Source organism: Ruegeria sp. YTSC192 (assembly GCF_059609705.1).
In genome coordinates this window covers 59,351-83,285 of record NZ_JBXWMG010000005.1, presented here as the reverse complement: position 1 = coordinate 83,285, position 23,935 = coordinate 59,351, and the positions used below count along the sequence as shown (strand labels likewise).

The 23,935-nt window shown below is 60.3% G+C and carries 22 protein-coding genes and 1 riboswitch; of the genes, 9 read left to right on the top strand and 13 right to left on the bottom strand.

The features are described 5' to 3' along the window. Positions 1–13: 13 nt before the first annotated feature. Genes glyS through AC2FD8_RS09065 form a run of 3 tightly spaced genes read right to left on the bottom strand, consistent with a single transcriptional unit; the run spans position 14 to position 3,962 of the window. On the bottom strand, positions 14–2,209 hold the full coding sequence (glyS, locus tag AC2FD8_RS09075; RefSeq protein WP_496855545.1) for a glycine--tRNA ligase subunit beta: 2,196 nt from the start codon (positions 2,207–2,209) through the stop codon (positions 14–16). A 9-nt stretch (positions 2,210–2,218) separates the two neighbouring features. Continuing rightward, entirely contained in the window at positions 2,219–3,430 is a 1,212-nt protein-coding gene (gltS, locus tag AC2FD8_RS09070) for a sodium/glutamate symporter (protein WP_496855543.1), read from the bottom strand. 10 nt (positions 3,431–3,440) lie between these two features. Then, positions 3,441–3,962 (bottom strand): DUF6446 family protein, encoded by a 522-nt coding sequence (locus tag AC2FD8_RS09065; RefSeq protein ID WP_496855541.1) that lies wholly within the window; start codon positions 3,960–3,962, stop codon positions 3,441–3,443. Positions 3,963–4,041: 79 nt separating this feature from the next. Here AC2FD8_RS09065 and AC2FD8_RS09060 point away from each other — a divergent pair, with 79 nt between their 5' ends. Beyond that, complete coding sequence (locus tag AC2FD8_RS09060) at positions 4,042–4,674, top strand: MarC family protein (protein ID WP_496855539.1); 633 nt, start codon at positions 4,042–4,044, stop codon at positions 4,672–4,674. A gap of 8 nt (positions 4,675–4,682) precedes the next feature. On the opposite strand, the gene AC2FD8_RS09055 is transcribed toward AC2FD8_RS09060, so the two are convergent. Next, positions 4,683–5,612, bottom strand: coding sequence for a glycine--tRNA ligase subunit alpha (locus AC2FD8_RS09055; protein ID WP_496855537.1), 930 nt, complete (start codon positions 5,610–5,612; stop codon positions 4,683–4,685). A 205-nt stretch (positions 5,613–5,817) separates the two neighbouring features. Between AC2FD8_RS09055 and AC2FD8_RS09050 the strand changes: the two genes are divergently transcribed. Then, complete coding sequence (locus AC2FD8_RS09050; protein ID WP_496855535.1) at positions 5,818–7,557, top strand: serine protease; 1,740 nt, start codon at positions 5,818–5,820, stop codon at positions 7,555–7,557. A gap of 60 nt (positions 7,558–7,617) precedes the next feature. On the opposite strand, the gene AC2FD8_RS09045 is transcribed toward AC2FD8_RS09050, so the two are convergent. From AC2FD8_RS09045 to metZ, 5 genes are all read right to left on the bottom strand, one after another. Continuing rightward, entirely contained in the window at positions 7,618–9,192 is a 1,575-nt protein-coding gene (locus AC2FD8_RS09045; RefSeq protein WP_496855533.1) for a 5-guanidino-2-oxopentanoate decarboxylase, read from the bottom strand. Beyond that, positions 9,192–10,640: a TrkH family potassium uptake protein gene (locus AC2FD8_RS09040; RefSeq protein ID WP_496855531.1), complete on the bottom strand. Its 1,449-nt coding sequence runs from the start codon at positions 10,638–10,640 to the stop codon at positions 9,192–9,194. Before AC2FD8_RS09040 ends, AC2FD8_RS09045 begins: the two co-directional genes overlap by 1 nt. Positions 10,641–10,691: 51 nt before the next feature. Continuing rightward, the gene (locus AC2FD8_RS09035) at positions 10,692–11,366 is read right to left on the bottom strand and encodes a hypothetical protein (protein ID WP_496855529.1); all 675 of its coding nucleotides are present in this window, start codon (positions 11,364–11,366) and stop codon (positions 10,692–10,694) included. A 282-nt stretch (positions 11,367–11,648) separates the two neighbouring features. Next, positions 11,649–12,752 (bottom strand): GTP cyclohydrolase FolE2, encoded by a 1,104-nt coding sequence (gene folE2 / locus AC2FD8_RS09030; protein WP_496855527.1) that lies wholly within the window; start codon positions 12,750–12,752, stop codon positions 11,649–11,651. Positions 12,753–12,970: 218 nt separating this feature from the next. After that, positions 12,971–14,164, bottom strand: a complete 1,194-nt coding sequence (gene metZ / locus AC2FD8_RS09025; protein WP_496855525.1) for an O-succinylhomoserine sulfhydrylase — start codon at positions 14,162–14,164, stop codon at positions 12,971–12,973. Positions 14,165–14,229: 65 nt separating this feature from the next. Next, a riboswitch (SAM riboswitch) is annotated at positions 14,230–14,307 on the bottom strand. 132 nt (positions 14,308–14,439) lie between these two features. Here metZ and AC2FD8_RS09020 point away from each other — a divergent pair. After that, entirely contained in the window at positions 14,440–15,375 is a 936-nt protein-coding gene (locus AC2FD8_RS09020) for an alpha/beta hydrolase (protein WP_496855523.1), read from the top strand. 23 nt (positions 15,376–15,398) lie between these two features. Continuing rightward, on the top strand, positions 15,399–16,088 hold the full coding sequence (locus tag AC2FD8_RS09015) for a glutathione S-transferase N-terminal domain-containing protein (protein ID WP_496855521.1): 690 nt from the start codon (positions 15,399–15,401) through the stop codon (positions 16,086–16,088). A 69-nt stretch (positions 16,089–16,157) separates the two neighbouring features. On the opposite strand, the gene AC2FD8_RS09010 is transcribed toward AC2FD8_RS09015, so the two are convergent. Further along, positions 16,158–16,976 carry a DUF2189 domain-containing protein gene (locus tag AC2FD8_RS09010; RefSeq protein WP_496855519.1) on the bottom strand — a complete coding sequence of 273 codons (819 nt, stop codon included), beginning with the start codon at positions 16,974–16,976 and terminating at the stop codon, positions 16,158–16,160. 84 nt (positions 16,977–17,060) lie between these two features. Beyond that, on the bottom strand, positions 17,061–17,432 hold the full coding sequence (locus tag AC2FD8_RS09005; RefSeq protein WP_496855517.1) for an OB-fold nucleic acid binding domain-containing protein: 372 nt from the start codon (positions 17,430–17,432) through the stop codon (positions 17,061–17,063). A 127-nt stretch (positions 17,433–17,559) separates the two neighbouring features. On the opposite strand from AC2FD8_RS09005, the gene AC2FD8_RS09000 reads away from it, so the two are divergent. Both AC2FD8_RS09000 and AC2FD8_RS08995 read left to right on the top strand, forming a co-directional pair. After that, complete coding sequence (locus tag AC2FD8_RS09000) at positions 17,560–17,883, top strand: 2Fe-2S iron-sulfur cluster-binding protein (protein WP_496855515.1); 324 nt, start codon at positions 17,560–17,562, stop codon at positions 17,881–17,883. Next, the gene (locus tag AC2FD8_RS08995) at positions 17,883–18,650 is read left to right on the top strand and encodes an FG-GAP repeat domain-containing protein (RefSeq protein WP_496855513.1); all 768 of its coding nucleotides are present in this window, start codon (positions 17,883–17,885) and stop codon (positions 18,648–18,650) included. The genes AC2FD8_RS09000 and AC2FD8_RS08995 overlap by 1 nt, the downstream gene beginning before the upstream one ends. 80 nt (positions 18,651–18,730) lie before the next feature. Here the strand turns inward: AC2FD8_RS08995 and purD are convergent, their stop codons facing one another. After that, the gene (purD, locus tag AC2FD8_RS08990) at positions 18,731–19,993 is read right to left on the bottom strand and encodes a phosphoribosylamine--glycine ligase (protein ID WP_496855511.1); all 1,263 of its coding nucleotides are present in this window, start codon (positions 19,991–19,993) and stop codon (positions 18,731–18,733) included. 76 nt (positions 19,994–20,069) lie between these two features. Here purD and xseA point away from each other — a divergent pair, with 76 nt between their 5' ends. Then, a complete protein-coding gene (gene xseA / locus AC2FD8_RS08985; RefSeq protein WP_496855509.1) occupies positions 20,070–21,554 on the top strand; it encodes an exodeoxyribonuclease VII large subunit in 1,485 nt (494 codons plus the stop codon). Between the two features lie 3 nt (positions 21,555–21,557). Here xseA and AC2FD8_RS08980 read toward each other — a convergent pair whose 3' ends face one another. Continuing rightward, a complete protein-coding gene (locus AC2FD8_RS08980) occupies positions 21,558–21,953 on the bottom strand; it encodes a hypothetical protein (RefSeq protein ID WP_496855507.1) in 396 nt (131 codons plus the stop codon). 129 nt (positions 21,954–22,082) lie between these two features. On the opposite strand from AC2FD8_RS08980, the gene AC2FD8_RS08975 reads away from it, so the two are divergent. Continuing rightward, positions 22,083–22,721, top strand: a complete 639-nt coding sequence (locus AC2FD8_RS08975; protein ID WP_496855505.1) for a lysoplasmalogenase — start codon at positions 22,083–22,085, stop codon at positions 22,719–22,721. Between the two features lie 59 nt (positions 22,722–22,780). Continuing rightward, positions 22,781–23,890 carry a signal recognition particle-docking protein FtsY gene (ftsY, locus tag AC2FD8_RS08970; RefSeq protein WP_496855503.1) on the top strand — a complete coding sequence of 370 codons (1,110 nt, stop codon included), beginning with the start codon at positions 22,781–22,783 and terminating at the stop codon, positions 23,888–23,890. The last annotated feature ends 45 nt before the right edge of the window (positions 23,891–23,935 follow it).

The window sequence follows — 23,935 nt, the reverse complement described above, 5'->3', positions numbered from 1 at the left end:
CGCGCCCGGACCTTTAGCCTTCGATCTTGGTCAGATCGGCCACGCTGGAACAGACCGAGCGGATCTGGCTGAGCAGGTTCAGGCGGTTGCGGCGCAGGATGTCATTGTCGGTATTGACCTGCACATCCTCAAAGAACGCATCCACCGGCCCGCGTAAGCTTGCCATTGCCGCCATGGCCGTCGGGAAATCCTCGGCCCCCAGCGCCGGATCAATCTGCGCCTGCGCCGCATCCAGTGCCGCAAACAGAGCCTTTTCGCTGTCGGTCTCGGCAAATTTCACATCCGCGCCGTAGGAATATTCCACCCCGTCCTTCTCTTCGGCCTGTGTCAGGATGTTGTTCGCCCGCTTGAACCCTTGCACGAGGTTTTCACCATCCTCGGTCGCAATCACAGCATTCAGAGCACGGGCGCGTTTGACCAGCAGGTTGAGGTCATCATTGCCGTCCATCGCGATACAGGCGTCGATGATGTCGTGTCGGATGCCTTCGTCGCGGAGGAAGACTTTGAGGCGGTCGTGGAAGAAGGTCAGCAAATCGACGGGTGCTGCCAAAACAATCGCCTGTGCCGCTTCGACCTGATGCGCCAACCCGTGCACCTGCTGAGCGGCGGCCTCCTTGTCCTCAGGCGAGGCTTGGTTCGCCTTGGCCTCGAGCAAAGCACCCTGCCATTCGGGCAGTTTCAGCAAGGTGCCCACCGCCGAGGCAGATACCTTTTGCAGGTTCACACGCAGGTCATTTGTCAGCAGCAACCGAATGACCCCCAACGCCGCACGGCGTAGGGCAAACGGGTCTTTCGAGCCGGTCGGTTTCTCATCAATCGCCCAGAACCCGGTCAGCGTGTCCAGCTTGTCGGCCAGCGCAACGGTCACCGAGAGCAGCGCGGTCGGCACGTCATCCGACGGGCCCAATGGCGAGTAATGCTCCTGTGCCACGGCGGCAACTGCGGCGTCCTCGCCTGCCGCTTCGATGTAGTACCGCCCCATAAGCCCCTGAAGTTCCGGGAATTCATAGACCATCTCGGAACTCAGATCGGCCTTGGCCAAACGCGCGGCTTTCTCGGCCTGATCGGCATCCGCTCCGGTCACCGGGGCCAGTTCGCGGGCCAGTGCGGCGATGCGGTCGATGCGTTCAGCCTGTGTACCCAACTTGTTGTGGAAGGTCACATTCTCCAGCGCGCGGGTCCATTGGGCGATGTCCGATTTGGTAACGCGCAGGTCGTTTTCCCAGAAGAATTTCGCATCCGCCAAACGGGCCGAGAGGACCTTCTGGTTCCCGGCCAGAATCGTCGCGCCATTGTCGGCGGTCTCGCGGTTGGCGACGGTGATGAAACGCTCGATCCGGCCGGTTTTGGGGTTCTTCACGGAAAAGAACTTCTGATGCTCTTTCATCGAGGTCTGCAGCACCTCGGGCGGCAGGTCGAGGAATTCGTCGTCGATCTGCCCCATCAGCACGACGGGCCATTCGACCAGACCGGCCACCTCGGCCAGCAGGCCTTTGTCGTCGACCACCTCAAGACCGGCAGCAAACGCCATGTTTTGGGCGTCGTTCCAGATATGCTCGGCGCGCTCGCTGGGCGACAGCACAACAAAGGCGCGTTTCAGCTTGGCGGCGTAATCCTCGAACGAGGTGACGGCAAAGCGGTTCGGGGCCATGAATCGGTGGCCCTCGGTCGTGTCGCCCGAGTTGATGCCTTCGACCTCAAGCGGAACGACTTGCGCGCCCGCCTCATCGGTCAGAATGCACAGGATCGAGTGCAGAGGCCGCACCCACCGCATCGGGCCACTGCCCCAGCGCATCGACTTGGGCCATGGGAAGTTGCGAATGGTGGCCTCAAGCACCTCGGCCACTATCCCTGCCGCTGGGCGTCCGGGCTTTTCGATCTGGGCGAAATAGACTGCACCTTTGGGGGTATCGCGTTCTTCTAGCTGGTCGCGGGTCAGACCTGCGCCGCGCAGGAAGCCTTCGATCGCTTTGTCAGGTGCGCCGACTTTGGGGCCTTTGCGTTCCTCGCGGATGGTGGGGCTTTCAGCCAGCAGCCCTTCGACCGCCAAAGTCAGGCGGCGCGGCGTGGTCAGGGCGGCGGCAGAGGCATAGGTCAAACCGGCCTCGACCAAGCCATCGGTGATCCGCTTTTTCAGGTCCTCACCGGCGCGGGTCTGCATACGCGCGGGGATCTCCTCGGAAAACAGTTCGATCAGCAGGTCGGGCATTTTCGGTCCTTAGAAATTTACGATCGTCTGGATGACGATGGCATTGGCGATATCCACAAAGAATGCGGATACAAGGGGCAGCACGATAAAGGCAATAGGGGATGGGCCATATCGCTTGGTTACGGCAGTCATATTCGCAATTGCAGTGGGGGTTGCGCCCAAGGCGAAGCCTCCGAATCCCGCGGCCAGCACTGCGGCGCGATAGTTTGAGCCCATGACCGGGAACAGCACCCACAGTACGAAAACCACCGTAAACAGGGTCTGGGCGGACATGATGACGACGATGGCCATGCCGAGCTCGGCAATGGTCCATAGCTGAAGGCTCATCAATGACATGGCCAAGAATGCACCCAAGGCGAATTCCGAGATCAGCGCCAGTGACGGCGTTCGCGATACCGGCGGGGCCGATGGTGCCACCACGGCGCGCAGATTGGCGATCACGATGCCCATGATCAGACACGGTACAAACAAGGGCAGCTTGAGACCGGCGGCCGAGATCGCCTCGCCCAGAAAATATCCCCCGATGATCGCAAGGTTCAGGTAAAGCAAAACGCGCATGATCGTCAGGTGGTCGATGGCTGGCGCTTTGCCCTCTGGTTCGTCCGGCAGCCCGACACTTGGCCCTTCATCCGGGCGGTTGGGGCTGAGATTGCGCCCTTCGACCAGAAACCGCGCGATCGGCCCACCAACCAGAGCGGCCAGAACCAGACCCAGCGTTGCAACGGCCACCCCCAGCTCGGTCGCGCTGTCCAGCCCTGTGGCCCGCGTGACTTCGGGTGCCCATGCGATGGCTGTTCCATGCCCGCCGATCAGCGCCGCCGAACCAAACAGGACACCCGCCTGCGCCGGATAGCCGAACATCGATGCCCCGGCAGCCCCGATCACGTTTTGCAAAAGGATCGTCACCAGGGTCAGGATCAAAAGCAAAAACAGTGGCTTACCGCCTGCAATCAAATCGGAAAGACGCGCATTCAGGCCGATCCCGGCGAAGAACAGAACCAGCAGAAAATCCCGTGTACTCAGCTGGAACGACAGTTCAAGATCAAACAGCAGATACAGCAACAACACGACGAGCGAGGCCAGCAGCCCTCCGGTCACGGGTTCTGGAATGTTGAAATTGCGCAGCATGGCGACACGATCGTTGATCTGAGCGCCAAGCAAATAGACGGCAAAACCCAAGGTCGCCGTCAGAAACTCGGGGATTTCGACGCCGTGTTGCACGAGGGCCTCCTTACTCCTGTGGTCTGGCTGGGCATTCCTCGCCCACTACGGTGCCATCATAGGCTTTTTCACCGCAATTGTTCAGAGAGTGCCAGACATAACCGCGCCCGTCTTCGGTGATCGCAACGATGCGGTCGACTCCGTAGTGAATATTTTTCGCGCTGATAAAGGCCTGCGCCTGCCCCGTCTTCAGTGCCTCGGCCACAGCAACCGCATCGTAGCAGTCGAACCAACCCGGAGCGGTCAGGGGTTCGGCATTTTCAACCGGTACGAAGCCGGACAGCTGATCCTTTGACAAATCCGTGCTGAAACACGCCCGATACCGGATCGGAGAGCTATCGGCATCAATTGCCTGAAACGACGAATAGGCAATCGGCTGCGGAGTTTCGCCGCCCGCAGGTAGCAGTGCTACATCCTGTCCGGGTGTCGGTTCGACCTCATAGTAAAAGCCGTAGACCTGCAGGTAATACATGCCTACCCCGGCCAACACGGCCGAAAGCCCCAGAATGATCGCAAGCAATTTTCCCGTCATTGTCTTAGGCTGCCTCTTTCAAGTTCCTGAAAAATGGGACAGGTTTCGAGGTGAAACTGGATACCACAAAGGTGTTTTCATGGAATCGACCCTCGCCGTTGGGTTCTTTGGTGCGCTGTTTGCGATCATGAACCCGGTCACCAACCTGCCTGTGTTCCTGAGTGTTACGCAGGACCTGCCCCCTGCGGATCAACGCAAGGTCGCAGTCAAAACGTCGCTCTATTGCCTGGTCCTGGGCGGCGCGTTCGCAGCCATCGGCAGTCAGACGCTGAGCCTGTTCGGAATCAGCGTAGACCATCTGCGCGTCGCCGGAGGGCTGGTCGTGCTGATGATCGGCCTGAACATGCTGAACGGCAACGAAAGCACCTCGCATCACGGAACGGACGGAGAAAAAGAGGCCTATCCTTCGCCCGATACGGTGGCGTTCTATCCTCTGGCCTTTCCCATTCTCGTCGGTCCCGGCACGATCACGACCCTGATCCTGTATGCACATCACGTCAACAAGCCGCTTGAGGCCGTTGTTTTTGCAGGTGTATTCGCAGCCGTGGTCGCGTTGCTTCTGATCACGTTCTGGAATGCCCCATGGCTGTCCAAGCGACTTTCGAGCAACGCGCGCGTCATCATGAGCCGCTTTATGGGCATGATCCTGTCGGCCATAGCCATCGGCATGATTTCTGACGGCCTCAAGGCATTGCTGCCCGGATTGGCCTGAGCGCTGCATCAGGCCTCGTACCCGGCGGCCTCGGTCAGAACGAACGCATCCGCGCATTGCTTGGCCAGCGCCCGGACACGGCCGATATAGGCCTGCCGTTCGGTTACCGAGATCACCCCGCGCGCGTCCAGCAAATTGAAGATGTGGCTGGCCTTGATGCACTGATCATAGGCCGGGTGCGCCATGACGATGCGCTTGCCGGTTTTGGGATCGTCATGCTCGTGTGCCAGAATGGCGGCGCATTCGGCCTCGGCCTCTTCGAAATGACGCAGCAGCACTTCGGTGTTGGCCACGTCAAAGTTCCAGCGCGCGTATTCTTCTTCGGTCTGCTTGAAGATGTCACCGTATGTCAGCGGACTGGGGGATTGCGGATCGTTGAAGGGCATGTCCATCACGTGGTCTATGCCCAGCACATACATCGCCAGACGTTCCAGACCATAGGTCAGCTCGCCCGAGACCGGCGTGCAGTCATGGCCGCCGACCTGCTGGAAATAGGTGAACTGGCTGACTTCCATGCCGTCGCACCAGACCTCCCATCCAAGGCCCCAAGCGCCGAGAGTCGGGCTTTCCCAGTCGTCCTCGACAAAGCGGATGTCGTGCAGTTCCATATCGATGCCGATGGCTTCAAGGCTGCCTAGATACAGCTCTTGCAGGTTCGGCGGGCTGGGTTTGATCAGAACCTGATACTGATAGTAGTGCTGCAAACGGTTCGGGTTCTCACCATAGCGCCCGTCGGTCGGACGGCGCGAGGGTTGAACATAGGCCGCAGCCCACGCCTTGGACCCCAGCGCCCGCAGAGTTGTCGCCGGGTGGAATGTCCCTGCCCCGACCTCCATGTCATAAGGCTGCAGAATCGCACAGCCTTTCGAGGCCCAATAGGTCTGAAGCCGCAGGATGATCTCCTGAAAAGAACGAGGTGCGCTGGACTGATCGGTCATGACATTCCCTTTGGGCGCGCCTGCGCCCGGTTCCGATGGGTTTGGCCCTTCCTATGCAAGGGGCCGAGGGGCGTCAACGGGCCAATGGGTCCTTGCTGTATCTGCGCTGCCACACCGCAAATTCCCCGCATTCCCACCATGGCTTTCACCACTCGAAATCGCGTATTCTGCGCAAAAGCATCAAAACTGCATAAACGGGCAGAAAATGACACGAGTATTTACGGCAATTCTATTGTTTCTTTTGGTCGGCCTACGCGCCGCAACCGCCCAGCAAGATCAGGGCGTCTGGGTTCAGGTCGAGGCACAGCCATCTCTGCGTGAAGCGCAGGATCGGGCGCAGGCCTACGCCCGCGCATTGCCTGACGTGAACGGCTTTCGCCTGAACAGCGGCTGGTATGCCATCGTGATCGGACCCTATCTGCGCAGCGACGCGGAACAGGTGCTGCGGGTTTACCGCACCGAAGGACAAATCCCACGCGACAGTTTCATCGCCTTTTCAAACTCGCTGGGTCAGCAGTTCTGGCCGGTTGGGGCGAATGTGCTGAACCGGGGCACCGTTGCCCCGCCGGTTGAACCCGAAGAGCCCGCCGTCGACACGCTGTCAGACGCAACCCCAAAGCCTTCGGATGAAACCCGTGCTCAGGCGCTGCAATCCGAGCGTTTATTGACGTCTCAGGAGCGCAAGGACCTGCAGACCGCGCTTCAGGCCGCCGGGTTCTACAACTCGACCATCGACGGAGCCTTCGGTCAAGGCACGCGCCGGTCGATGGCCGACTGGCAGAGCTTCAACGGATATGAGGCAACCGGCGTTCTGACCACTGTCCAACGCAGCGCGTTGATCGAGGATTATAACGCGCCGCTGATCAGCGTCGGTATGGCGCGGTACAGTGACGATCAGGCCGGGATCTCGATTGATCTGCCGCAGGAGGCCGTAGCCTTCGATCGCTATGAGGCCCCTTTCGCGCATTTCAAAAGCACCTCTGACCTGAACGCACAAGCGCTGCTGATCAGTCAGGAGGGCGGCAAATCCACCCTGCGCGCACTTTACGAGGTGATGCAGTCGCTGGAAATCGTGCCGCTGGACGGCCCGCGAGAGCTGCGCGGTGATCGCTTCACTCTGGAGGGGCGCGGCAAAGGCGTCGTCTCTTACACCGAAGCGGCGCTGAAGGACGGCAAGATCAAAGGCTTCACGCTGGTCTGGCCCGAGGGCGATGAAGCCCGCCGCGCCCGCGTTCTGGCCGCGATGAAGGCCAGCTTTGACACCACGGATGCGGTTCTGGATTCCAGTGCCGGCGCAGATGCTGAGCAGCGCGTTGATCTGGTCTCGGGGCTTCAGGTTCGCAAACCGCGCCTGTCCCGCTCGGGCTTTTTTGCGGATGCGTCCGGCACTGTCCTGACCGTGTCCGAGGCCGCTGACAGCTGCAGCCGTGTGACGCTGGACGGTGATCAGGAGCTTCAGGTGGCCTGGACAGATGCCGATCTGGGTGTCTCTGTCCTGCGCCCGCGCAAGTCTTTGGCCCCGATCAACGTGGCCGAGTTCCGCTCGGATCAGCCGCGTATTCAGTCCGAGGTCGCGGTCTCCGGGTTCTCTTACGAAGGGGTCTTGGGGGCACCGACGCTCACCTTCGGCCAGATCGCGGACGTGCGCGGCCTGAACGGTGAAACCGGTGTAAAACGTCTGGCTCTGGCCGCTCAACCGGGCGATGCCGGTGGTCCGGTCTTTGACGACAGTGGCAGCGTTGTCGGCATGCTGCTGCCCCCCCCGTCCGAGGGGCGCACCCTGCCCGGATCGGTCAGCCTGGCGGTTTCGACCCAAGGCTTGAACGACGTCCTGACGCAAGCGGGCATCTCGGGCCAAGCAGCGCAAGAGACGGCTGAAATCTCACCCAACGAGCTGAGCCGCCGCGCAAATGGGATGACCGTTCTGGTGCATTGCTGGGACTAATAGCGTCCTAAAACTGAAAAGGCCGCTGCGCATCTGCGCGGCGGCTTTCTTGTTTTCCGGCTACAGAATGCCCGGCGTGACGTGGATCAGTGTCGGCCCAGAGGCCTGAAATGCAGCTTTGACCGCCTCCTGCATCTCATCCACAGTTTTGGGCGCACTGGACAGCGCCCCAAACGCCTCGGCCAGTTTGCAGAAGTCAGGATTGCGCGCCACAACCGCGTTGGGCGCAATCTGGCTGCGGACCATACTGTCCTCAATCTCTTTCAGTTTGCCATTGTCCCAGAGGATAATCGGCAATGACAGACCCAGTTCCACTGCTACGCCCAGTTCCTGCATCGTGTATTGAAAGCCATAGTCCCCGGCGATCACCGCCGTTGGCCGCCCCCGCCGCGCCACCGCACCGCCGATACCAGCGGGCAGAGCGTAGCCCAAGGTGCCGAAGCCGGTCGGATGATGCCAATGATGAGGATAGGCCATATCCCAGACCTCTTTCGTGGCATAGGCGAATTGGGTCATGTCGGAATATATCATGGTGTCAACAGGCATCGCGGCGCGCAGCGCATCTGCGACTGGCACGATGCCCGGACGCTCTGCATCAACCTCGGCTCGCCAGCGGGCACGGGCCTCGGCAACTTCCTTGGCCGTCCAGCCCGTCGCAGGCTTGGCGCTTTCGGTAACGGCCCACAGGGCGCGGGCAAAGCTGGCGCTATCGGCCTGAATTTTGACGGCGGCGCGATGGCGGTCTGACAGGACCTCGGGGTCCAGATCGACGCGAACCAGATGCGCCGTATGGCCCAGCTCTTCCCGCCAGAGGTCAACCTCGCCCAGTTCGGCCCCAACAGCGACCACCAGATCGGCCGAGGCGATCACCTCGGCGCTGCCGGGCCGAGGCAGCATTGCCCCGAAATCCAACGGATAGTTCACACCGACCATTCCACGCCCTGCGTAAGTCGTGAAACAGGCCGCACCGAGCTGGGTCAGGATTTGCCGCCATTCGTTGGACCGACAGCCACCCCCCAGTATGAACAAAGGCCGTTTTGAGATATTCAGCAAGGACACAACCGGCGCGACATCCGGGGCAAAGACCTTGGTGCGCAAGGCCGGTTGGTTTGGAAATGGCGCGGGGTCTGCTTCGCCCTCAAGCTGTGCAATCGGCACCTGTATGTGCTTGGGCCGTGGGCGAGAGAGTTCGAATTCCTCAAAGGCGCGCTCGACCAGACCATAGGCGGCCTGCGCGGTGTTCGCCTGCGCCGACCAATCGGCAACCGTAGCCGCCGCCCCCTGTTGGTCTTTCATCTGATGCAATTGACCACGCTGCGCCTGCGTCTCATCCAGACAGGATGACAGAACCAGCATCGGGACCGAGTCGCTATAGGCCTGCCCCATCGGCGTCATGATGTTGCACAGCCCCGGACCGGTGATGACATAGGCAACGCCCGGCTTACCAGTCGCGCGCGCATAGCCATCGGCCATAAACCCCGCGCCCTGCTCATGCCGGGCCAGCACATGGGTGATCCCGGCCTCTTCAATGCCGCGATACATTTCCTGATTGTGAACGCCCGGAATGCCAAAAATCACATCCACGCCGCGATCCCTCAGCATGTGGGAGATTTGCGCGCCAAGGGGTCTTTTCATCAGTCTCTCCAGAATTGGACGGTAAAGATTGCGTAAACGGCCAGCAGCTCCAGCCGGCCGACCAGCATGCCTGCGGTCAGCAGCCATTTTGCGGTGTCACTAAGGCCGGCGAAATTGCCTGCCGGGCCGATCTGGTCCCCCAGCCCCGGCCCGACATTGGCCAGCGCCGTCGCGGCACCCGAAACGGATGTGATGAAGTCCAGGCCGGTCAGCGCCAGCGCCCAGGACAAAATCCCCATCGACAGGACGAAGAACATGAAAAAGCTCATGACCGAGGTCAGAACGTCCCGGCTGACAGGGCGTCCGTCGTAGAGCGGAACGAACACCCCATGCGGCGACCGAATGCGCCGGATCTGCGTTTTGATCGATGCGAACAGAAGTTGATAGCGGAACACCTTGATCGAACAGGCTGTCGATCCGGCGCAGCCTCCGATCAGGCCGATCAGGAAGAACAGCATGATCGGGAAGCTGCCCCAAAGCATGTAGTCGACACTTGCATAACCGGTGCCCGAAATGATCGAGGTGATGTTAAACAGCGACTCGCGCAGGGCCCTTTCCCAATGGTGCGGAAAGACCGAGGTCAGGAACACAGACATCACGACGACCAGTACGAGAATGGTTGCCAGAAAGGCGCGGATCTGACTGTCCTGCCATAGCGACGAGGTGTTGCCATTGGCCAGTTGCACATAGCGTACGAAAGGCAGCGCCGCGAGGATCATGAAGACCGAGGCCGCGTATTCTGCTGGGCCACTGAAGGTTGCAAACGAGCCATCGTAGTTGGAAAACCCACCCGTTGCGATGGTGGTCATGGCGTGAACCACCGCATCAAAGAACCCCATCCCGACAGCCGCATAGACAAGGCCGCAGGCCAGTGTCAGAAACACATAGATCAGCGATATTTGGCCCGCGATCTCCTGCGCGCGGGGAAGGATTTTCCCCATGGTTTCAAACCCTTCCGACCGGAAGATTTGCATACCACCGACCCGCAGCTCGGGCAGGAAAACCATCGCCACAACGATGATCCCGATACCGCCCAGCCATTGCAGGATTCCGCGCCACAGCAACAAGCCCTGCGGCAGATCATCCAACCCCGAGATCACGGTCGATCCGGTAGTGGTCAGGCCCGACATCGCCTCGAAATACGCGTCGACAAAGCGCAGCTCGGTCTCGCCGAACAGAAACGGGATCGCCCCGAACACCGGCAACGCCACCCAGACGCCCGAGGTCAGCAAAAAGGTCTGACGGATGGTCAGTCCTTCGCCGACGCCATTGGCGCAGCTCAGCGCAAGGACAACGCCGGTCAGAACGGTGATGATCGCGCTTTCAAGAAAGACATGCCACTCGTCCCGCCCCTCGATCATGTCGGCGAGCATAGGCAGCAGCATGGTCGCCCCCAGAATGGCGACCAGCATGCCAATCACATATCCGACCGGGCGAAGATCCATCATGACGCGCAGCGTTGGCGCGCCAGCCCGACCGTGTCAAGCAGATGACCCCGATTACTCGTCGGTTTTCGCAGCAACCTTGGGCATCGCAGGCGGTTTAGACGGCGCGCGCGTCTTGCGAAGGGCCGGCTGAGGGGCCTCTGGCTTCGATGCAGCTGCTTTGGCCGGTGCCGGTGTCTTGGCTGAGGGTTTTGGCGCAGGCTTGGGGGCCGCCGGTGTTTTGACCGGTGCCGCCTTTTTAGCCACGGTCTGTGCCGGAGTTGCCTTGGCCGCGGGTTTAGGTGTTGCGGGCGCAGGGGTAGCCTTAACAGCAGGTTTCGGCGTTGCTGGTGCAGACGCAGCTTTGGCCGCAGGTTTCGGCGTCGCAGGTGCAGGCGCAACTTTGGCGGCTGCGGGTTTTGCCGCCTGGCGCGGTTTGGCGGTGAATTTTGCAACCGGTTCGGCCCTGGGCTTCGATGCGGCGGGTTTGGATTGCGCCTTCTTGGCAGTCGAGGCCCGCTTGGCCGGAGCCGGTTTGGCAGCAGGTTTCGGCGCAGTAACTCGCTTTGCCGCAGGTTCGGCCGGGGCCGGTTCCGAGGCCGTATTGCGCAGCGCCTGAAGCGGCGCCAACGGCAGTTCCATGGCCGACCGGGCCATGATCTGCATTATCTTCATCTGGCTGACCATTGCATATCCAGCCACACGCATTGCAGCCGCCTGCAGCTCCAACGGTTGGGAAATTGGGTTCATGACATGTCTCTCCTTTAAATGCGATGCAGCCGGAGATCTGAGAGAGGGGTGCCCAACCCGCGCCGATCACTCGGGTGGTTGGCGGGGTATTGCAGTCCAAGGCGTTGCACGTCTCGGCTTCCTTCCGGGGGCGGCACACCCGTATGACAACGGGCAAGCGGCAGCTGCATTCCCTACCTTCATAGCGCATTTACTGCGCAAACGCAGCAATTTTCGCTGCATTGCGGCGAAAAGGCGCTATTTTGGAAAAGACACGGCTAAATTTTCAGCGTTCCAGCAGGGTTAGCCCACGTGGAACAAGGTCGTGAACAGACGCGGATCAAGGCTGGAGGCCGCGAAAGTGGGCCCTTCCGTCAGGATCGAGACCGCATCATGGCTGTGCAGGCTCTCCTGATGGCTGGCGATCACGCGGAAATCGCTTACGTGATGATCGGCCAGCAATTCGGCACAGAACAGGCGCGCCGCGTCTTCGACAAAGATCGGATTGGCCGCGTTCAGCTCGGCAAAAGCCTGTTCATCCTCGCGCTTGACCATGACCTGCGTTTCCGTCGGAACCGCACGGCGGCAAAGGTCGATCAGGTCTTCGAACCACAGGCAATCGGCGTCGCAATCCACAAGCACCGAAATCCGCGCGACCGAGCGCTGCGAGTGCGGCGTCGCCAACTGCCCACGCTGCGAGCGCGCATGCTCGCTCAGCTCCAGCGAGCAGGGACAGGTCGAGGAATAGACATAGTCCAGATGCATGATCTTCTGTCGCACACCGTTTTGCGTCACCAGCTCCAACGCGATGTCGTAATATTGGTACCCTTCCAGGCCGGATCGCAGGCTTTTCACCTTTGCAGGATAGGAAAAGCGCATCTGCAGGCGTGCATCAAAACTGTCGAGGTCGGTCAGATAGTCGCTCAGCGCGGCTTCCATCACCTCAAAGCTGAAGGTCCGTTCGGCGTGTTTGTAGAAAGACCGCATGATGCGGGACATGTTGATGCCCTTTTTCTCGGCCTCAAGACTCACCGTGCCGGTGATCGAGGTCTCAAGCGTCAGATCATCCCCATCCTTGCGGTGAAAGCTGATCGGCAGGCGAAAGTTCGAGATTCCCACATGCTGGATCTGCTGCTTCGCCCCCCGGATCAGACTGGACGGACCGTTTTGCAGGTCGGGCAATGTGGCCCGATACGCCTCATCCGCGACGAAACCTTCAGGGTATTCACGCGACAGGGACGGATAGTTTACCCCTGACCTGCCGGGCACCAGCCGCGCCAAAGCCGGGTCCAGCTGGCTGATCTCGGCCGCAGGCGCGGTCTTGGCCCATTGCCGCAGCAATTTCAGTGCTTCAGCGGCCTGTTCCCGGCTGGGGGCGTCGTCGATGTCACGGGGGTGAACATTCATAGGCTGGGTTCCTCGGTTGGCCGTCGAAATCCAGACGGCTGAAGTTCAGTATCCAGTTTAACCCGATACGGGATCATTAACAGGATGGATCGAAAAAACCCAGCGTAAATCCGGCATTCTGCGTGCGTCAGCGACACATTGCTTTGCTAGCCCTCACGGATCAGAGAGGCAGGTTTCACCACCTCTCTGCCCATCACGGCGCCAACTAAAGGCGTTTTCTACTGACCCTGCGAAACGTCCAGCGCGTGACGGATATCGGCCAACAGATCGTTTGCATCCTCAAGACCGACCGACAGGCGGATCAGACCAGGTGTAATGCCCAGTTCCTCTTTCAGCTCATCACTCAGGCGCTGGTGCGTTGTGGTTGCCGGATGGGTCGCGATGGATTTCGCATCCCCCAGATTGTTCGAGATCACCGGGATCGTCAGCGCATTGAGAAACGCAAAGGCCGCATCCTTGCCGCCCTTGATGTCCAAAGACAGCACGGTGCCGCCCTTGCCGCCCAGTTGCGTCTGCACCAGAGCGTTCTGCGCATGGGTTTTCAGACCCGGATACAACGTCCGTTCCAGCGCCGAATGACCTTCCAGCGCCTCGGCCACGGCCTGCGCCGTTGCAGCCTGCGCGTTGACCCGCAGGGCCATTGTCTCGAGCCCCTTCAGCATGATCCACGCGCTGAACGGGCTAAGCGCGCCGCCGGTATGTTTCATGTAGGGTTCGACCGTGCCGCGGATGAACTCCTTGGTGCCAAGGATCACGCCGCCCAGCGCCCGGCCCTGCCCGTCAATATGTTTGGTCGCCGAATAGATCACGACATCCGCGCCCTGCTCGACCGCGCGCGAAAACACGGGGGTCGAGAACACGTTATCCACCAGAACCAGAGCACCGGCCGCATGGGCCAGTTTCGCAACGGCGGCAATGTCGATCACCTCAAGCGTCGGGTTAGACATGGATTCGAAGAAAACAGCCTTGGTGTCGGGGCGGATCGCGGCCTTCCACTGGTCAAGATCGGTGCCATCAACAAACGTCACCTCGACCCCGTAGCGGGACAGGATGTTTTCCAGAATGAACAGGCACGACCCGAACAGTGCCTTGGCCGAGACCACATGGTCCCCTGCCTTCAGCATCGAGGTCAACGCCCCACTGACAGCCGCCATGCCGGACGCGGTGGCAAAGGCATCCTCGGCCCCTTCCAGCGCTGCGATACGCTGTTCGAACATCGACACTGTCGGGTTGCCATAGCGGGCATAGATGAACTCATCCGGGCCACATTCCAAGAACCGGGCCTCGGCCTGTTCGGCTGTGTCGTACACGAAGCCCTGGGTCAGGAAAATCGCTTCGCTCACCTCGTTGTACTGACTGCGACGGATGCCGCCATGGACGGCTTGGGTGCGTTTGGTCCAGTTCTCGCTCATGTCATTCCTTTCGGCCCCGCTCCAAGAGGCGCATCAAAAAAACCCCAGACGCGGTCAAGCGAAAGGGGCCTTTCATCCTGACCTTTTAGCGGTGTTGTTTAGCGTGGCCCGCAATCCGGTAACAAATCGCCACGTAGTGATGTTGCCATTACGCCGCAGTCGCGAATTCGTCAAGCCCGCCAGGGCAACGTCACGGTTTTGTAACCGTTCATTCATGGAAGCGTCATAGCGTTATGACAAAGCGGCGCCACAACATCTTGTGTGAGGCAGAGCATATGCCAGTAGTCAGGATCAATGCTGTCAACGGACGTGCCGAGTTGCATGGCAGCAGTCGCCCCCTCAGCGGGGCTTTGCGGCAGAACCAGCAGACGGACGGCCCGGTCATTATCTTGACCCATGGCTACAAGTATCGACCAGATGATCCCGATGCCTGCCCACACCGGCATATCCTGTCGCTCCATCCCAAGGCGTTACCCTGGTACAGCCCCAGCTGGCCTCAGCATCTGGGCTTTGGCAGCGGGTTTGAAGACGAAGGTCTGGCCATCGCGTTTGGCTGGGATGCCCGCGGCCCGCTTTGGTCAGCACAGCGTCGCGCCGTCGAAGCGGGTAAGGTTCTGGCCGAGGTCATCCGCCAGGTCCATCAGTTGAACCCAGAGCGCCCGATCCATTTCATCGGACACTCCATGGGCACTGAATTGGCGCTTGAGGCTCTGCACCACATTCCTCCCGGCGCACTGTGTCGGATCATTTCCCTGACCGGGGCCGCCTACCAATCCCGCGCCGTCGCGGCCCTGACCACGCCCGCTGGTCGCAAGGCCGAGTTCATCAACATCATCAGTCGCGAAAACGACTTCTTCGATTTCCTGTATGAAACCTTTATTCAACCGCCCCGCCCTGGGGATCTGAGCATTGGCGCTGGCCTGACGGCACCAAACGCAGTCACTTTGCAGATTGATTGCCCGGACACGGTGAACCACCTGTCAGCCCTGATCTTCCCGCTCGCCGCGCCCGATCGGCGCATCTGCCATTGGTCCAGTTACACACGTCCCGGCGTGCTGCGGGTTTACAACGCCTTGCTGCGCGACCCCGACCGTCTGTGCCTGCAAACGCTGCAAAGTGGCATCCCCAAGATGCCTCACCCGCGCTGGTCACGGCTTTTTGCCTTACCCCGTCTGCAGGGGCTCTTGCCGTTTGCGCAGAAAGCTTCATGATCCCCTCAACCTGAGGAGACATCATGATCGACTTGTATTTCTGGCCCACCCCGAATGGTTGGAAAGCCTCCATCGCGCTGGAAGAGATGGAGCTGCCTTACACCACCCATCTGGTAAATATCGGCAAGGGTGACCAGTTCGATCCGAAGTTCCTGAAGATTTCGCCCAATAACCGTATGCCTGCAATCGTCGATCCCGATGGCCCCGATGGTGCGCCGATCACGGTTTTCGAAAGCGGCGCGATCCTGATGTATCTGGCGCGTAAGACCAACCGCTTTTATGGCACGACCGAACGGGACAGAATTGCGGTAGAGGAGTGGCTGATGTGGCAGATGGGCGGCGTTGGCCCGATGGCGGGTCAGGCGCATCACTTCCTGAAATACGCCCCCAACCTTGAACCTCCGCAGGACCTGCCCTACGCCAAAGACCGCTATCGGAGCGAAGTCGCCCGGCTTTACGGCGTGCTGGATCGGCGACTTGCCGAGAACGAGTATGTCGCGGGTGATTTCTACTCGATCGCGGATATGTCAATCTGGGGCTGGGCGAGCCTTTGGGAAGGTCAGCAGCAGGTGCTGGACGACAAGCCTCACTTCGCCCGCTGGCTAGAGGCCGTAAGCGCCCGCCCAGCGGTTCAGGCCGGACGCGCCTTGTATGCAGAGCTGCGCGGGGATCACAGCAGCAAGCAGGCGCAGAGCAATTTGTTCAAACGGTAGTTTTGGCTGGCAACGGCAACTAAATCCAAAGCTGGCGAAGCAAGCCGCGCAGTTGCTGAAGTGGCCGGTTCATCCCTCGACTGGTGAGACCGCCCTCAGATAGAGATGCCATGTGGTGTGGCCAAGGATCGGCAGAGTGAAGATCAAGCCGAGAAACGCGGGAACTAGCGACAAGAGCATCGTGACCGAGATGATTGCCGCCCAGCTTAGCATCACCACTGGGTTCTCGGTAACAACGCGAATAGACGTCAACATGGCAGAAACGAAGTTGACCTCCCGATCCAGCAACAGCGGCATGGCTACGACGGTCACTGCGAACAGAACAACTGACAAAAATACGCCGACGCAGGTGCCTACTGCAAGGAAGGTCCAGCCTTGCGGCGTGAAGAACACGGTGTTTAGAAACCCGCCAAAATCCGAGAAGGATGCGTCCTGCAGGATGATCGCAAGCCAAAGCCGAACTTGGTAAACCCACACCCAGAAAATGAACAGGGTGACAAAGGCCATCCAACCCATCTCGCGCTTGCTTTGATTGGCCATGGTGGTGAGAATTTCTGACCAGCCGAAACTCTCACCATTTTGTAAGCGGCGGGACATTTCGTAGAGCCCTGCGGCAGCGAAAGGTGCAACCAGCGGAAAACCCACTATAGCAGGAATAATCATCCAAATCTTGCCCAGCCAGACCAACGTCCACACAAACAACAACCCGAATACTGCGTAGAAAAGGCCGAAGAAACCGCTCATGACCGGGCGTGCCAGAAAATCGGAAAACCCGGACTTCAACGATTCAATGATATCGTCCGCAGTCACTTTGTTGACTGTGGGCATGGCCGGTTCTCGCGGCATTGGATTGTCCGGTGGCTTGGAACCTGCGGCCTTGGATTTCACGACAAACTCCTTTGTCTAGAAGTTTGCTCTAGATGAGACGCTGGGGCAAGGCGTGTATGATTGCTGGACCGGCGAAGCCGCCTCTCACTCATCCCCCCGCACCAGAACATCCAGCATCCCCGAGATATCCTCGATCTCTTCCGCAATCACATGGATCACGGCGTCGGCCTTTTGCATTCGGCCCGTGACCCTCAGCAACCGCCCCGAGATCACCGCGCGGCGGAATTGCTCGTAGATCTTGCGCCAGACCACGATGTTCACGATCCCCGTCTCATCCTCAAGCGTCAGAAAGATCACCCCTTTGGCGGTTCCCGGCCGCTGCCGCAGGATCACCAGCCCCGCCACCGCCACCCGCGCGCCTTCGGGTGGCTGATCCAGAAGGTTGGCGGGCAAACAGGCAGGCGGGCGAGGCCAGGTTCGGTTTGAAACATCAGGGTAAGTCGCGGCAACAGGCATGAGAACAAAAATAGAACATATGCGCAGAAAGTCCAGACGCGGCACACAGAGTCGTAAATGAGGCTGGAAAGACCCAAATCCCTTGATTAAGGAAGAATTCGAACATCGCAAAAGGAAGACGCACGCAATGGCAAAGATCACCTATGTCGAGCATGGCGGTACCGAACATACAGTCGACGTCGCCAACGGACTGACCGTCATGGAAGGAGCCCGTGACAATAACATTCCCGGCATCGAGGCCGATTGCGGCGGCGCCTGTGCCTGCTCGACCTGTCACGTCTACATCCACCCCGACTGGGTCGAAAAAGTCCCTGCCAAGGATGACATGGAAGAGGACATGCTGGACTTTGCCTATGAGCCTGATCCGGCCCGCTCGCGCCTGACCTGCCAGATCAAGGTCACGGACGCACTGGACGGTCTGGTCGTGCAGATGCCGGAAAAACAGATCTGATGCACTCCAAAGCGCCGCGTCCCCCCGTCCGCCTCTGGCACCGTCGGGCACGCGGCGCAGCACTGATGTTGTGCCTGTGGATGGCAGGCTCGCACACCGCCTCGGCATCAGAAGAAATCATCGACGCCCGATTTACCGAACCCACAACACGCTATGCTCATGGCGTATTGGGCGACGACGTGGAATACGGCGCATTGGAACTCCGGGTCGGAAGCCACGGCTCAGACAACCTCGACACTCTACGTACAATACGGCTACCTCAAGACCGCGTCTTCGAAGACCTTTCTCCACGATTGGTAGACATGGACGCGGACGGAAAGCCCGAAGTAGTCGTGGTCGAATCCCACGCCCAACTTGGCGCACAACTTGCCATCTACAACACGCACGGCGAGAAAATCGCCGCCACCCCGCATATCGGAACCCGCAACCGCTGGCTCGCCCCAGTCGGAGCCACCGATCTGGATGGCGATGGCCACATCGAAATCGCCTATGTCGACCGCCCTCACCTCGCCAAAACCCTCCGCATCTGGCGCTACAAAAAGGGTGCCTTGACCGAGATCGCCTCTCTACAGGGACTAACCAACCATCGCATCGGCGAAGACTACATCTCTGGCGGCCTGCGTGACTGCGGCGCGACGCCAGAACTGATCACAGCCAGCGCCGACTGGTCACGCATCATCAGCGTCACTTACAACAAAGAATGGATCACTTCAGACCTCGGCCCCTTCACAGACCGCCAAAGTCTGGACCAAGCCCTAAAGTGCTGATCCGCTCTTCATCTGGCTAAAAATATCTTGGGGGAGAGGCCGCAGGCCGAGGGGGCAAAGCCCCCTGACCCGCATCAAAGTCAAAGCGCCCGCCAACCAATATCGCGGCGACAAAAGCCCTCGGGCCAATCCACCCCATCAACCATTGCATAGGCCCGCTCCCGCGCTTCTTGCAACGTCGCACCTCGGGCGGTGACATTCAGCACACGTCCACCCGCGGCTTGAATCTGCCCCTCAACGGCCTTTGTACCGGCGTGGAAAACCATGTTGCCGCTGTCTTCAGGAAGGCTGTCCAAACCTTTGATAACAGACCCTTTCTCATAGGCACCCGGATACCCGTTGGCAGCCATGACAATGGTCATCGCATGATCATCGGCCCAGTTCACCCGCGTTTCACCCAGGCGCCCTTCGGCTGCGGCATGCATCAGGTCCATCGCCTGCGCACCAAGACGCATCATCAATACCTGACACTCGGGATCGCCAAACCGAACGTTGTATTCGACCAGGCGCGGCTGCCCGTCCTTGATCATCAGACCGGCATAGAGAACCCCTTGGAACGGCGCGCCCCGGCGCTTCATCTCGGCCATGGTCGGGCGGATGATTTCATCCATCGCGCGCGCCTCGACCTCGGCGCTCAGAACCGGAGCCGGGGAATAGGCCCCCATCCCACCGGTGTTCAGACCCGTATCCCCCTCGCCCACCCGTTTGTGGTCTTGCGCGGTGCCGATGGACAGGATGTTCTCTCCATCACAGAGAACGAACAGCGAGGCCTCTTCGCCATCCATGAACTCTTCGACAACAACTTCGGCACCAGCGCCACCGAAGGCCCCGCCAAACATGTCGTCAATTGCGTCCAGAGCGGTCTGCTCGTCCATCGCTACTATCACGCCTTTGCCTGCCGCCAGACCATCAGCCTTGACCACGATCGGAGCGCCCTGCTCTTGGATATAGGCCTTGGCTGGCGCGGCTTCGGTGAACCGTGCATATGCGGCGGTAGGCGCGTCGGATGCATCGCACACCTCTTTGGTGAAACTTTTCGAGGCTTCCAACCGGGCCGCTTCGGCAGACGGGCCAAACACCAGCACACCGGCTTCACGCAACCGGTCGGCCACGCCAGCGGCCAGAGGGGCCTCGGGGCCGACGATCACGAAGTCAATCGCGTTCGCCTCGGCGAAGTTGACAACCGCACCGCCATTCTCGATATCCAGCGACGCGCATTCGGCGATCCGGGCGATCCCGGCATTGCCCGGCGCAACAATCAGACGGTCGCATTTGGGGTTCTGCATCACCGCCCAAGCGAGGCTGTGCTCACGCCCACCGCTGCCGAGAATAAGAATGTTCATAAGGTCGTCTCCGATCTGCTTGGCCTCGCCTGCGCGGCGTTCTAAGCTGGCACGGCATTTGACACAAGGCGCTGAAATGTCCGACCTGCTTGACGACCCAATTCCCGGCCAAAACACCCCCGAATACTCGGTTTCCGAGATTTCGGGCGAGGTAAAGCGCACACTAGAGGGCTCGTTCGGACGAATCCGTGTACGCGGCGAGGTCGGTCGCGTGTTCAAGGCGCGCTCGGGCCATCTGTATTATGACATCAAGGACGACCGGAACGTTCTTTCATGCACCACATGGAAAGGTCAGATTTCCGGCCTGTCCGTTGTGCCCGAAGAAGGGTTGGAGGTCGTCGTCACCGGTCGCCTGACGGCATTCGGCGCGCAATCCAAATACAACATGAATGTCGATGAGGTCGCGGTCGCCGGCCAAGGCGCGCTGATGGCGTTGCTGGAAAAGCGCAAAAAGCAGCTTGAGGCCGAAGGGCTGTTCGCGCCCGAGCGCAAGAAACCACTGCCTTACCTGCCCCAAATCATCGGTGTCGTGACCTCTCCGTCCGGGGCGGTGATCCGCGATATCCTGCATCGCCTGCGCGACCGGTTTCCCCGCAAGGTTCTGATCTGGCCCGTCGCTGTACAGGGTACAAACTGCGCGCCCGAGGTGACCCGCGCCATCGAAGGCTTCAACGCGCTGACGCCCGGTGGTGCGCTGCCGCGTCCCGATCTGATCATCGTCGCGCGCGGCGGCGGCTCAATCGAAGATTTGTGGGGGTTCAACGAAGAAAACGTGGCCCGCGCGGCTGCGGCGTCCGAGATCCCGCTGATCTCAGCCGTGGGGCACGAGACGGACACGACGCTGATCGACTTTGTCTCGGACCACCGCGCGCCCACGCCGACAGCCGCTGCGGAGTTAGCCGTCCCTGTGCGGATGGAGTTGTTGGCCTGGACCAACGAACAGGGCGCGCGCCTGTCGCGGGCCGCCAGCGATGCGGTTCAGCGTCGCGCCCAGCGTCTGCGTGACCTGTCGCGCGCGCTGCCACGCCCGGATAGCTTGTTGAACTCTCCACGGCAACGCCTTGATCTGATTGCAGAACGCTTGACCCCCGCACTGAATCGCGGGGTGCAAAACCGTCGCCTGCAACTGGTTGAGATGTCGGCGCATCTGCGCCCTTCAACGCTGCGCAGCGTCGTGTCCTCCCGTCAGGAACATCTGCGCAACCTGTCTTCGCGCCTCTCCCTCCGCCCGATCCAGCGCGAGATTGAACAGCAACGCCAAGCCACCGCCCGACTGGCCGAGCGGCTGGACGCGGCCCAAACCGTCCGACTGGAGCGTTTGCGCCAGCACCTGAGCGCAACCGACCGCTTGCGCGAAACGCTGAGCTACAAGGCAACCCTGTCTCGGGGCTATGCGGTTGTGCGCGCCGAAGGCGACGTCGTGACCACCAAGGCTCAAGCAAGCAAACATACAGCACTTGAAATCGAATTCTCGGACGGTCGCCTGACGACTGGTCCCTCTGGCCGTCCGTCTGTGAAAAAACCCAAACCCGACGCGCCGGATCAAGGATCGCTGTTCTAGGGATCAAACCCCAACCTCGGGCCCCAGGCACACCATCTCTTCGCCTAGATCATCTGCCTCGTAGAGTTCGGTCGCCTGGGGATCGCCCTCGAATTGCGCGATCAGCCCACCGCCCGACCGGGTGAATACCCAGCATTGCGGGTCCAACCGATCCTCGTAGATGAAACAAATCTGGTCCTCACGCTGATACCAGACGCCTTCTTTGCACTGACCATCCAGAAACGACCAGATCACACGGCGGTTGGGAAGATATCGCTCGACCCCGTAAACCTGCCCTTCAAAACCATAAAAAAGGGTTTTGCCCCGCGTGTACTCATCAAATTCGGCCCCGGACAGCGCGGTTTGCGCGCCCGCAGACTGCGCCGAAAGGGTTAGTAGAATCAAAAGATGCCTCAACATGGGGCCATAGTGTCAGATGCAGGCGGGCATGGCCAATCACCACGCCGGTATTCGCCTGCCCCCACGTCATTATTGTGCCGCCTGCCGCTGCAAAGAACACTGGCCCCGAACAAGACCGAGGGGACCGAAGTGACACACCTGCTATTCTGGCTCGCCGCCGCGTGCGCCTTGGCCTATTTGCCGCTATCCCCGCGCCCGGCAAGCTTGCTCCGCACCCTATTGAAAACCGCTTCGGTTGCCGTTCTGGCCCTCATCGCCCTCCAAGGCGGAGGCGCGACCTTGCTGGTTGTCGCATTGGGCCTCTGTGCAGTCGGGGATGCTCTGCTGTCGCGAGAATCCGATACCACTTTCATGGCAGGGATCGGTGCGTTTGCCGCTGGTCATATCGCCTATATCGTGCTGTTCCTGACCCACCCCGGCAGCAACATTGACCTCATTCTGGAACGGCCGGGATATTTCTGGTCGCTCCTCATTCTGGGGATCGTTGCCGCCACTTTACTGGCCCCGCGCGCCGGAGAGCTAAAACTCCCGGTTCTGATCTACATCCCGATCATCCTTGGCATGGGCGTCGCAGTTCTATCTTTGCCCGAGACCGGAATGCTGCGTTGGGCCTTGCCTGCGGCACTGGCCTTCATCGCCTCGGACCTCGTGCTGGCGACCGAGAAGTTTCTGCTGCCCCACGACCATCCGGCGCTGAAGCTAACGCCCTATCTGGTCTGGCCGCTCTATTGGGCCGCGCAGGCTGGATTGCTGATCGCTTTCACCTGACCCTTTGCAACTCCGGCAAATCCACATTAGGTGGAGGGGCACACCTGCGGAGACCGAAAATGGCGTTTTTTTCAAAGCTGAAGGACAAGCTGTTCAAATCCTCATCCCGTCTTGAGGAAGGGCTGGACGCCATTGTCGAAGACGGAGGCGAAGAAGCCACCGCACCAGAACCGGTGGATCAGACGCCTGAACCCGCCCCGCAACCGCAACCGCAACCGCAACCGCAACCGCAGGAAACTGCTCCGCAATCTGAGACTGCGCAAGAAGATCAGCCCACACCCAGCGGCTTGCTGGGTCGCCTGTTCAGCCGTACGGAGGCCAAGGCCGAAATCCGCCGGACCCTGGATGACGATATGCTGGAACAGCTCGAAGAGCTGCTGATCGCCTCGGACATGGGCGTCGACACCGCCCTGCGCGTTACCTCGAACATGGCCGAGGGGCGATTTGGCCGTAAGCTCTCTTCCCATGAGATCAAGCAACTACTAGCGCAGGAAGTGGCCCGTGTGATGGAACCGGTCGCCCGCCCCCTGCCGATCTACCCCAAACGCCCGCAAGTGGTTCTGGTGGTTGGTGTCAACGGATCGGGCAAGACCACAACCATTGGCAAACTGGCCAGCCAGTTCAAATCCGCTGGCAAAAAAGTCGTGATCGCCGCCGGAGACACCTTCCGCGCCGCCGCCGTGGAGCAATTGCAGGTCTGGGGTGACCGCGCTGGCGTCCCGGTTCTGACCGCGCCCGAAGGCTCGGACCCTGCCAGCCTTGCCTTTGACGCCCTGACCAAAGCGCAACAGGACGGCGCCGACCTTCTGATGATCGATACCGCAGGCCGCCTGCAAAACCGCGCCGACCTGATGGAGGAACTGGCCAAGATCGTCCGCGTGATCCGCAAGGTCGATGAGACCGCGCCGCACAACACCTTGCTTGTGCTGGATGCGACCACGGGCCAGAACGCCCTCAGCCAGGTGGAAACCTTCCGCAAACTTGCCGATGTTTCGGGCCTTGTGATGACAAAACTGGACGGCACAGCCAAAGGCGGCGTGCTGGTCGCGCTGGCAGACAAGTTCGGCCTGCCCATCCACGCCATCGGCGTTGGGGAACAAATTGACGATCTCGCTCCGTTTGACCCCGAAGAATTCGCAGCGGCCCTGACCGGCCTCGATCAAAACTGATCCGCATCTTCATCTGGCTGAAAATATCCTCGGGGGGTGTGGGGG

Coding starts and splice junctions, on each gene's coding strand:
- glyS (WP_496855545.1), bottom strand. CDS start 2,209: ATGCCCGACCTGCTGATCGAACTGTTTTCCGAGGAGATCCCCGCGCGT.
- AC2FD8_RS09065 (WP_496855541.1), bottom strand. CDS start 3,962: ATGACGGGAAAATTGCTTGCGATCATTCTGGGGCTTTCGGCCGTGTTG.
- AC2FD8_RS09060 (WP_496855539.1), top strand. CDS start 4,042: ATGGAATCGACCCTCGCCGTTGGGTTCTTTGGTGCGCTGTTTGCGATC.
- AC2FD8_RS09055 (WP_496855537.1), bottom strand. CDS start 5,612: ATGACCGATCAGTCCAGCGCACCTCGTTCTTTTCAGGAGATCATCCTG.
- AC2FD8_RS09050 (WP_496855535.1), top strand. CDS start 5,818: ATGACACGAGTATTTACGGCAATTCTATTGTTTCTTTTGGTCGGCCTA.
- AC2FD8_RS09045 (WP_496855533.1), bottom strand. CDS start 9,192: ATGAAAAGACCCCTTGGCGCGCAAATCTCCCACATGCTGAGGGATCGC.
- AC2FD8_RS09040 (WP_496855531.1), bottom strand. CDS start 10,640: ATGATGGATCTTCGCCCGGTCGGATATGTGATTGGCATGCTGGTCGCC.
- AC2FD8_RS09035 (WP_496855529.1), bottom strand. CDS start 11,366: ATGAACCCAATTTCCCAACCGTTGGAGCTGCAGGCGGCTGCAATGCGT.
- folE2 (WP_496855527.1), bottom strand. CDS start 12,752: ATGAATGTTCACCCCCGTGACATCGACGACGCCCCCAGCCGGGAACAG.
- metZ (WP_496855525.1), bottom strand. CDS start 14,164: ATGAGCGAGAACTGGACCAAACGCACCCAAGCCGTCCATGGCGGCATC.
- AC2FD8_RS09020 (WP_496855523.1), top strand. CDS start 14,440: ATGCCAGTAGTCAGGATCAATGCTGTCAACGGACGTGCCGAGTTGCAT.
- AC2FD8_RS09015 (WP_496855521.1), top strand. CDS start 15,399: ATGATCGACTTGTATTTCTGGCCCACCCCGAATGGTTGGAAAGCCTCC.
- AC2FD8_RS09005 (WP_496855517.1), bottom strand. CDS start 17,432: ATGCCTGTTGCCGCGACTTACCCTGATGTTTCAAACCGAACCTGGCCT.
- AC2FD8_RS09000 (WP_496855515.1), top strand. CDS start 17,560: ATGGCAAAGATCACCTATGTCGAGCATGGCGGTACCGAACATACAGTC.
- AC2FD8_RS08995 (WP_496855513.1), top strand. CDS start 17,883: ATGCACTCCAAAGCGCCGCGTCCCCCCGTCCGCCTCTGGCACCGTCGG.
- purD (WP_496855511.1), bottom strand. CDS start 19,993: ATGAACATTCTTATTCTCGGCAGCGGTGGGCGTGAGCACAGCCTCGCT.
- xseA (WP_496855509.1), top strand. CDS start 20,070: ATGTCCGACCTGCTTGACGACCCAATTCCCGGCCAAAACACCCCCGAA.
- AC2FD8_RS08980 (WP_496855507.1), bottom strand. CDS start 21,953: ATGTTGAGGCATCTTTTGATTCTACTAACCCTTTCGGCGCAGTCTGCG.
- ftsY (WP_496855503.1), top strand. CDS start 22,781: ATGGCGTTTTTTTCAAAGCTGAAGGACAAGCTGTTCAAATCCTCATCC.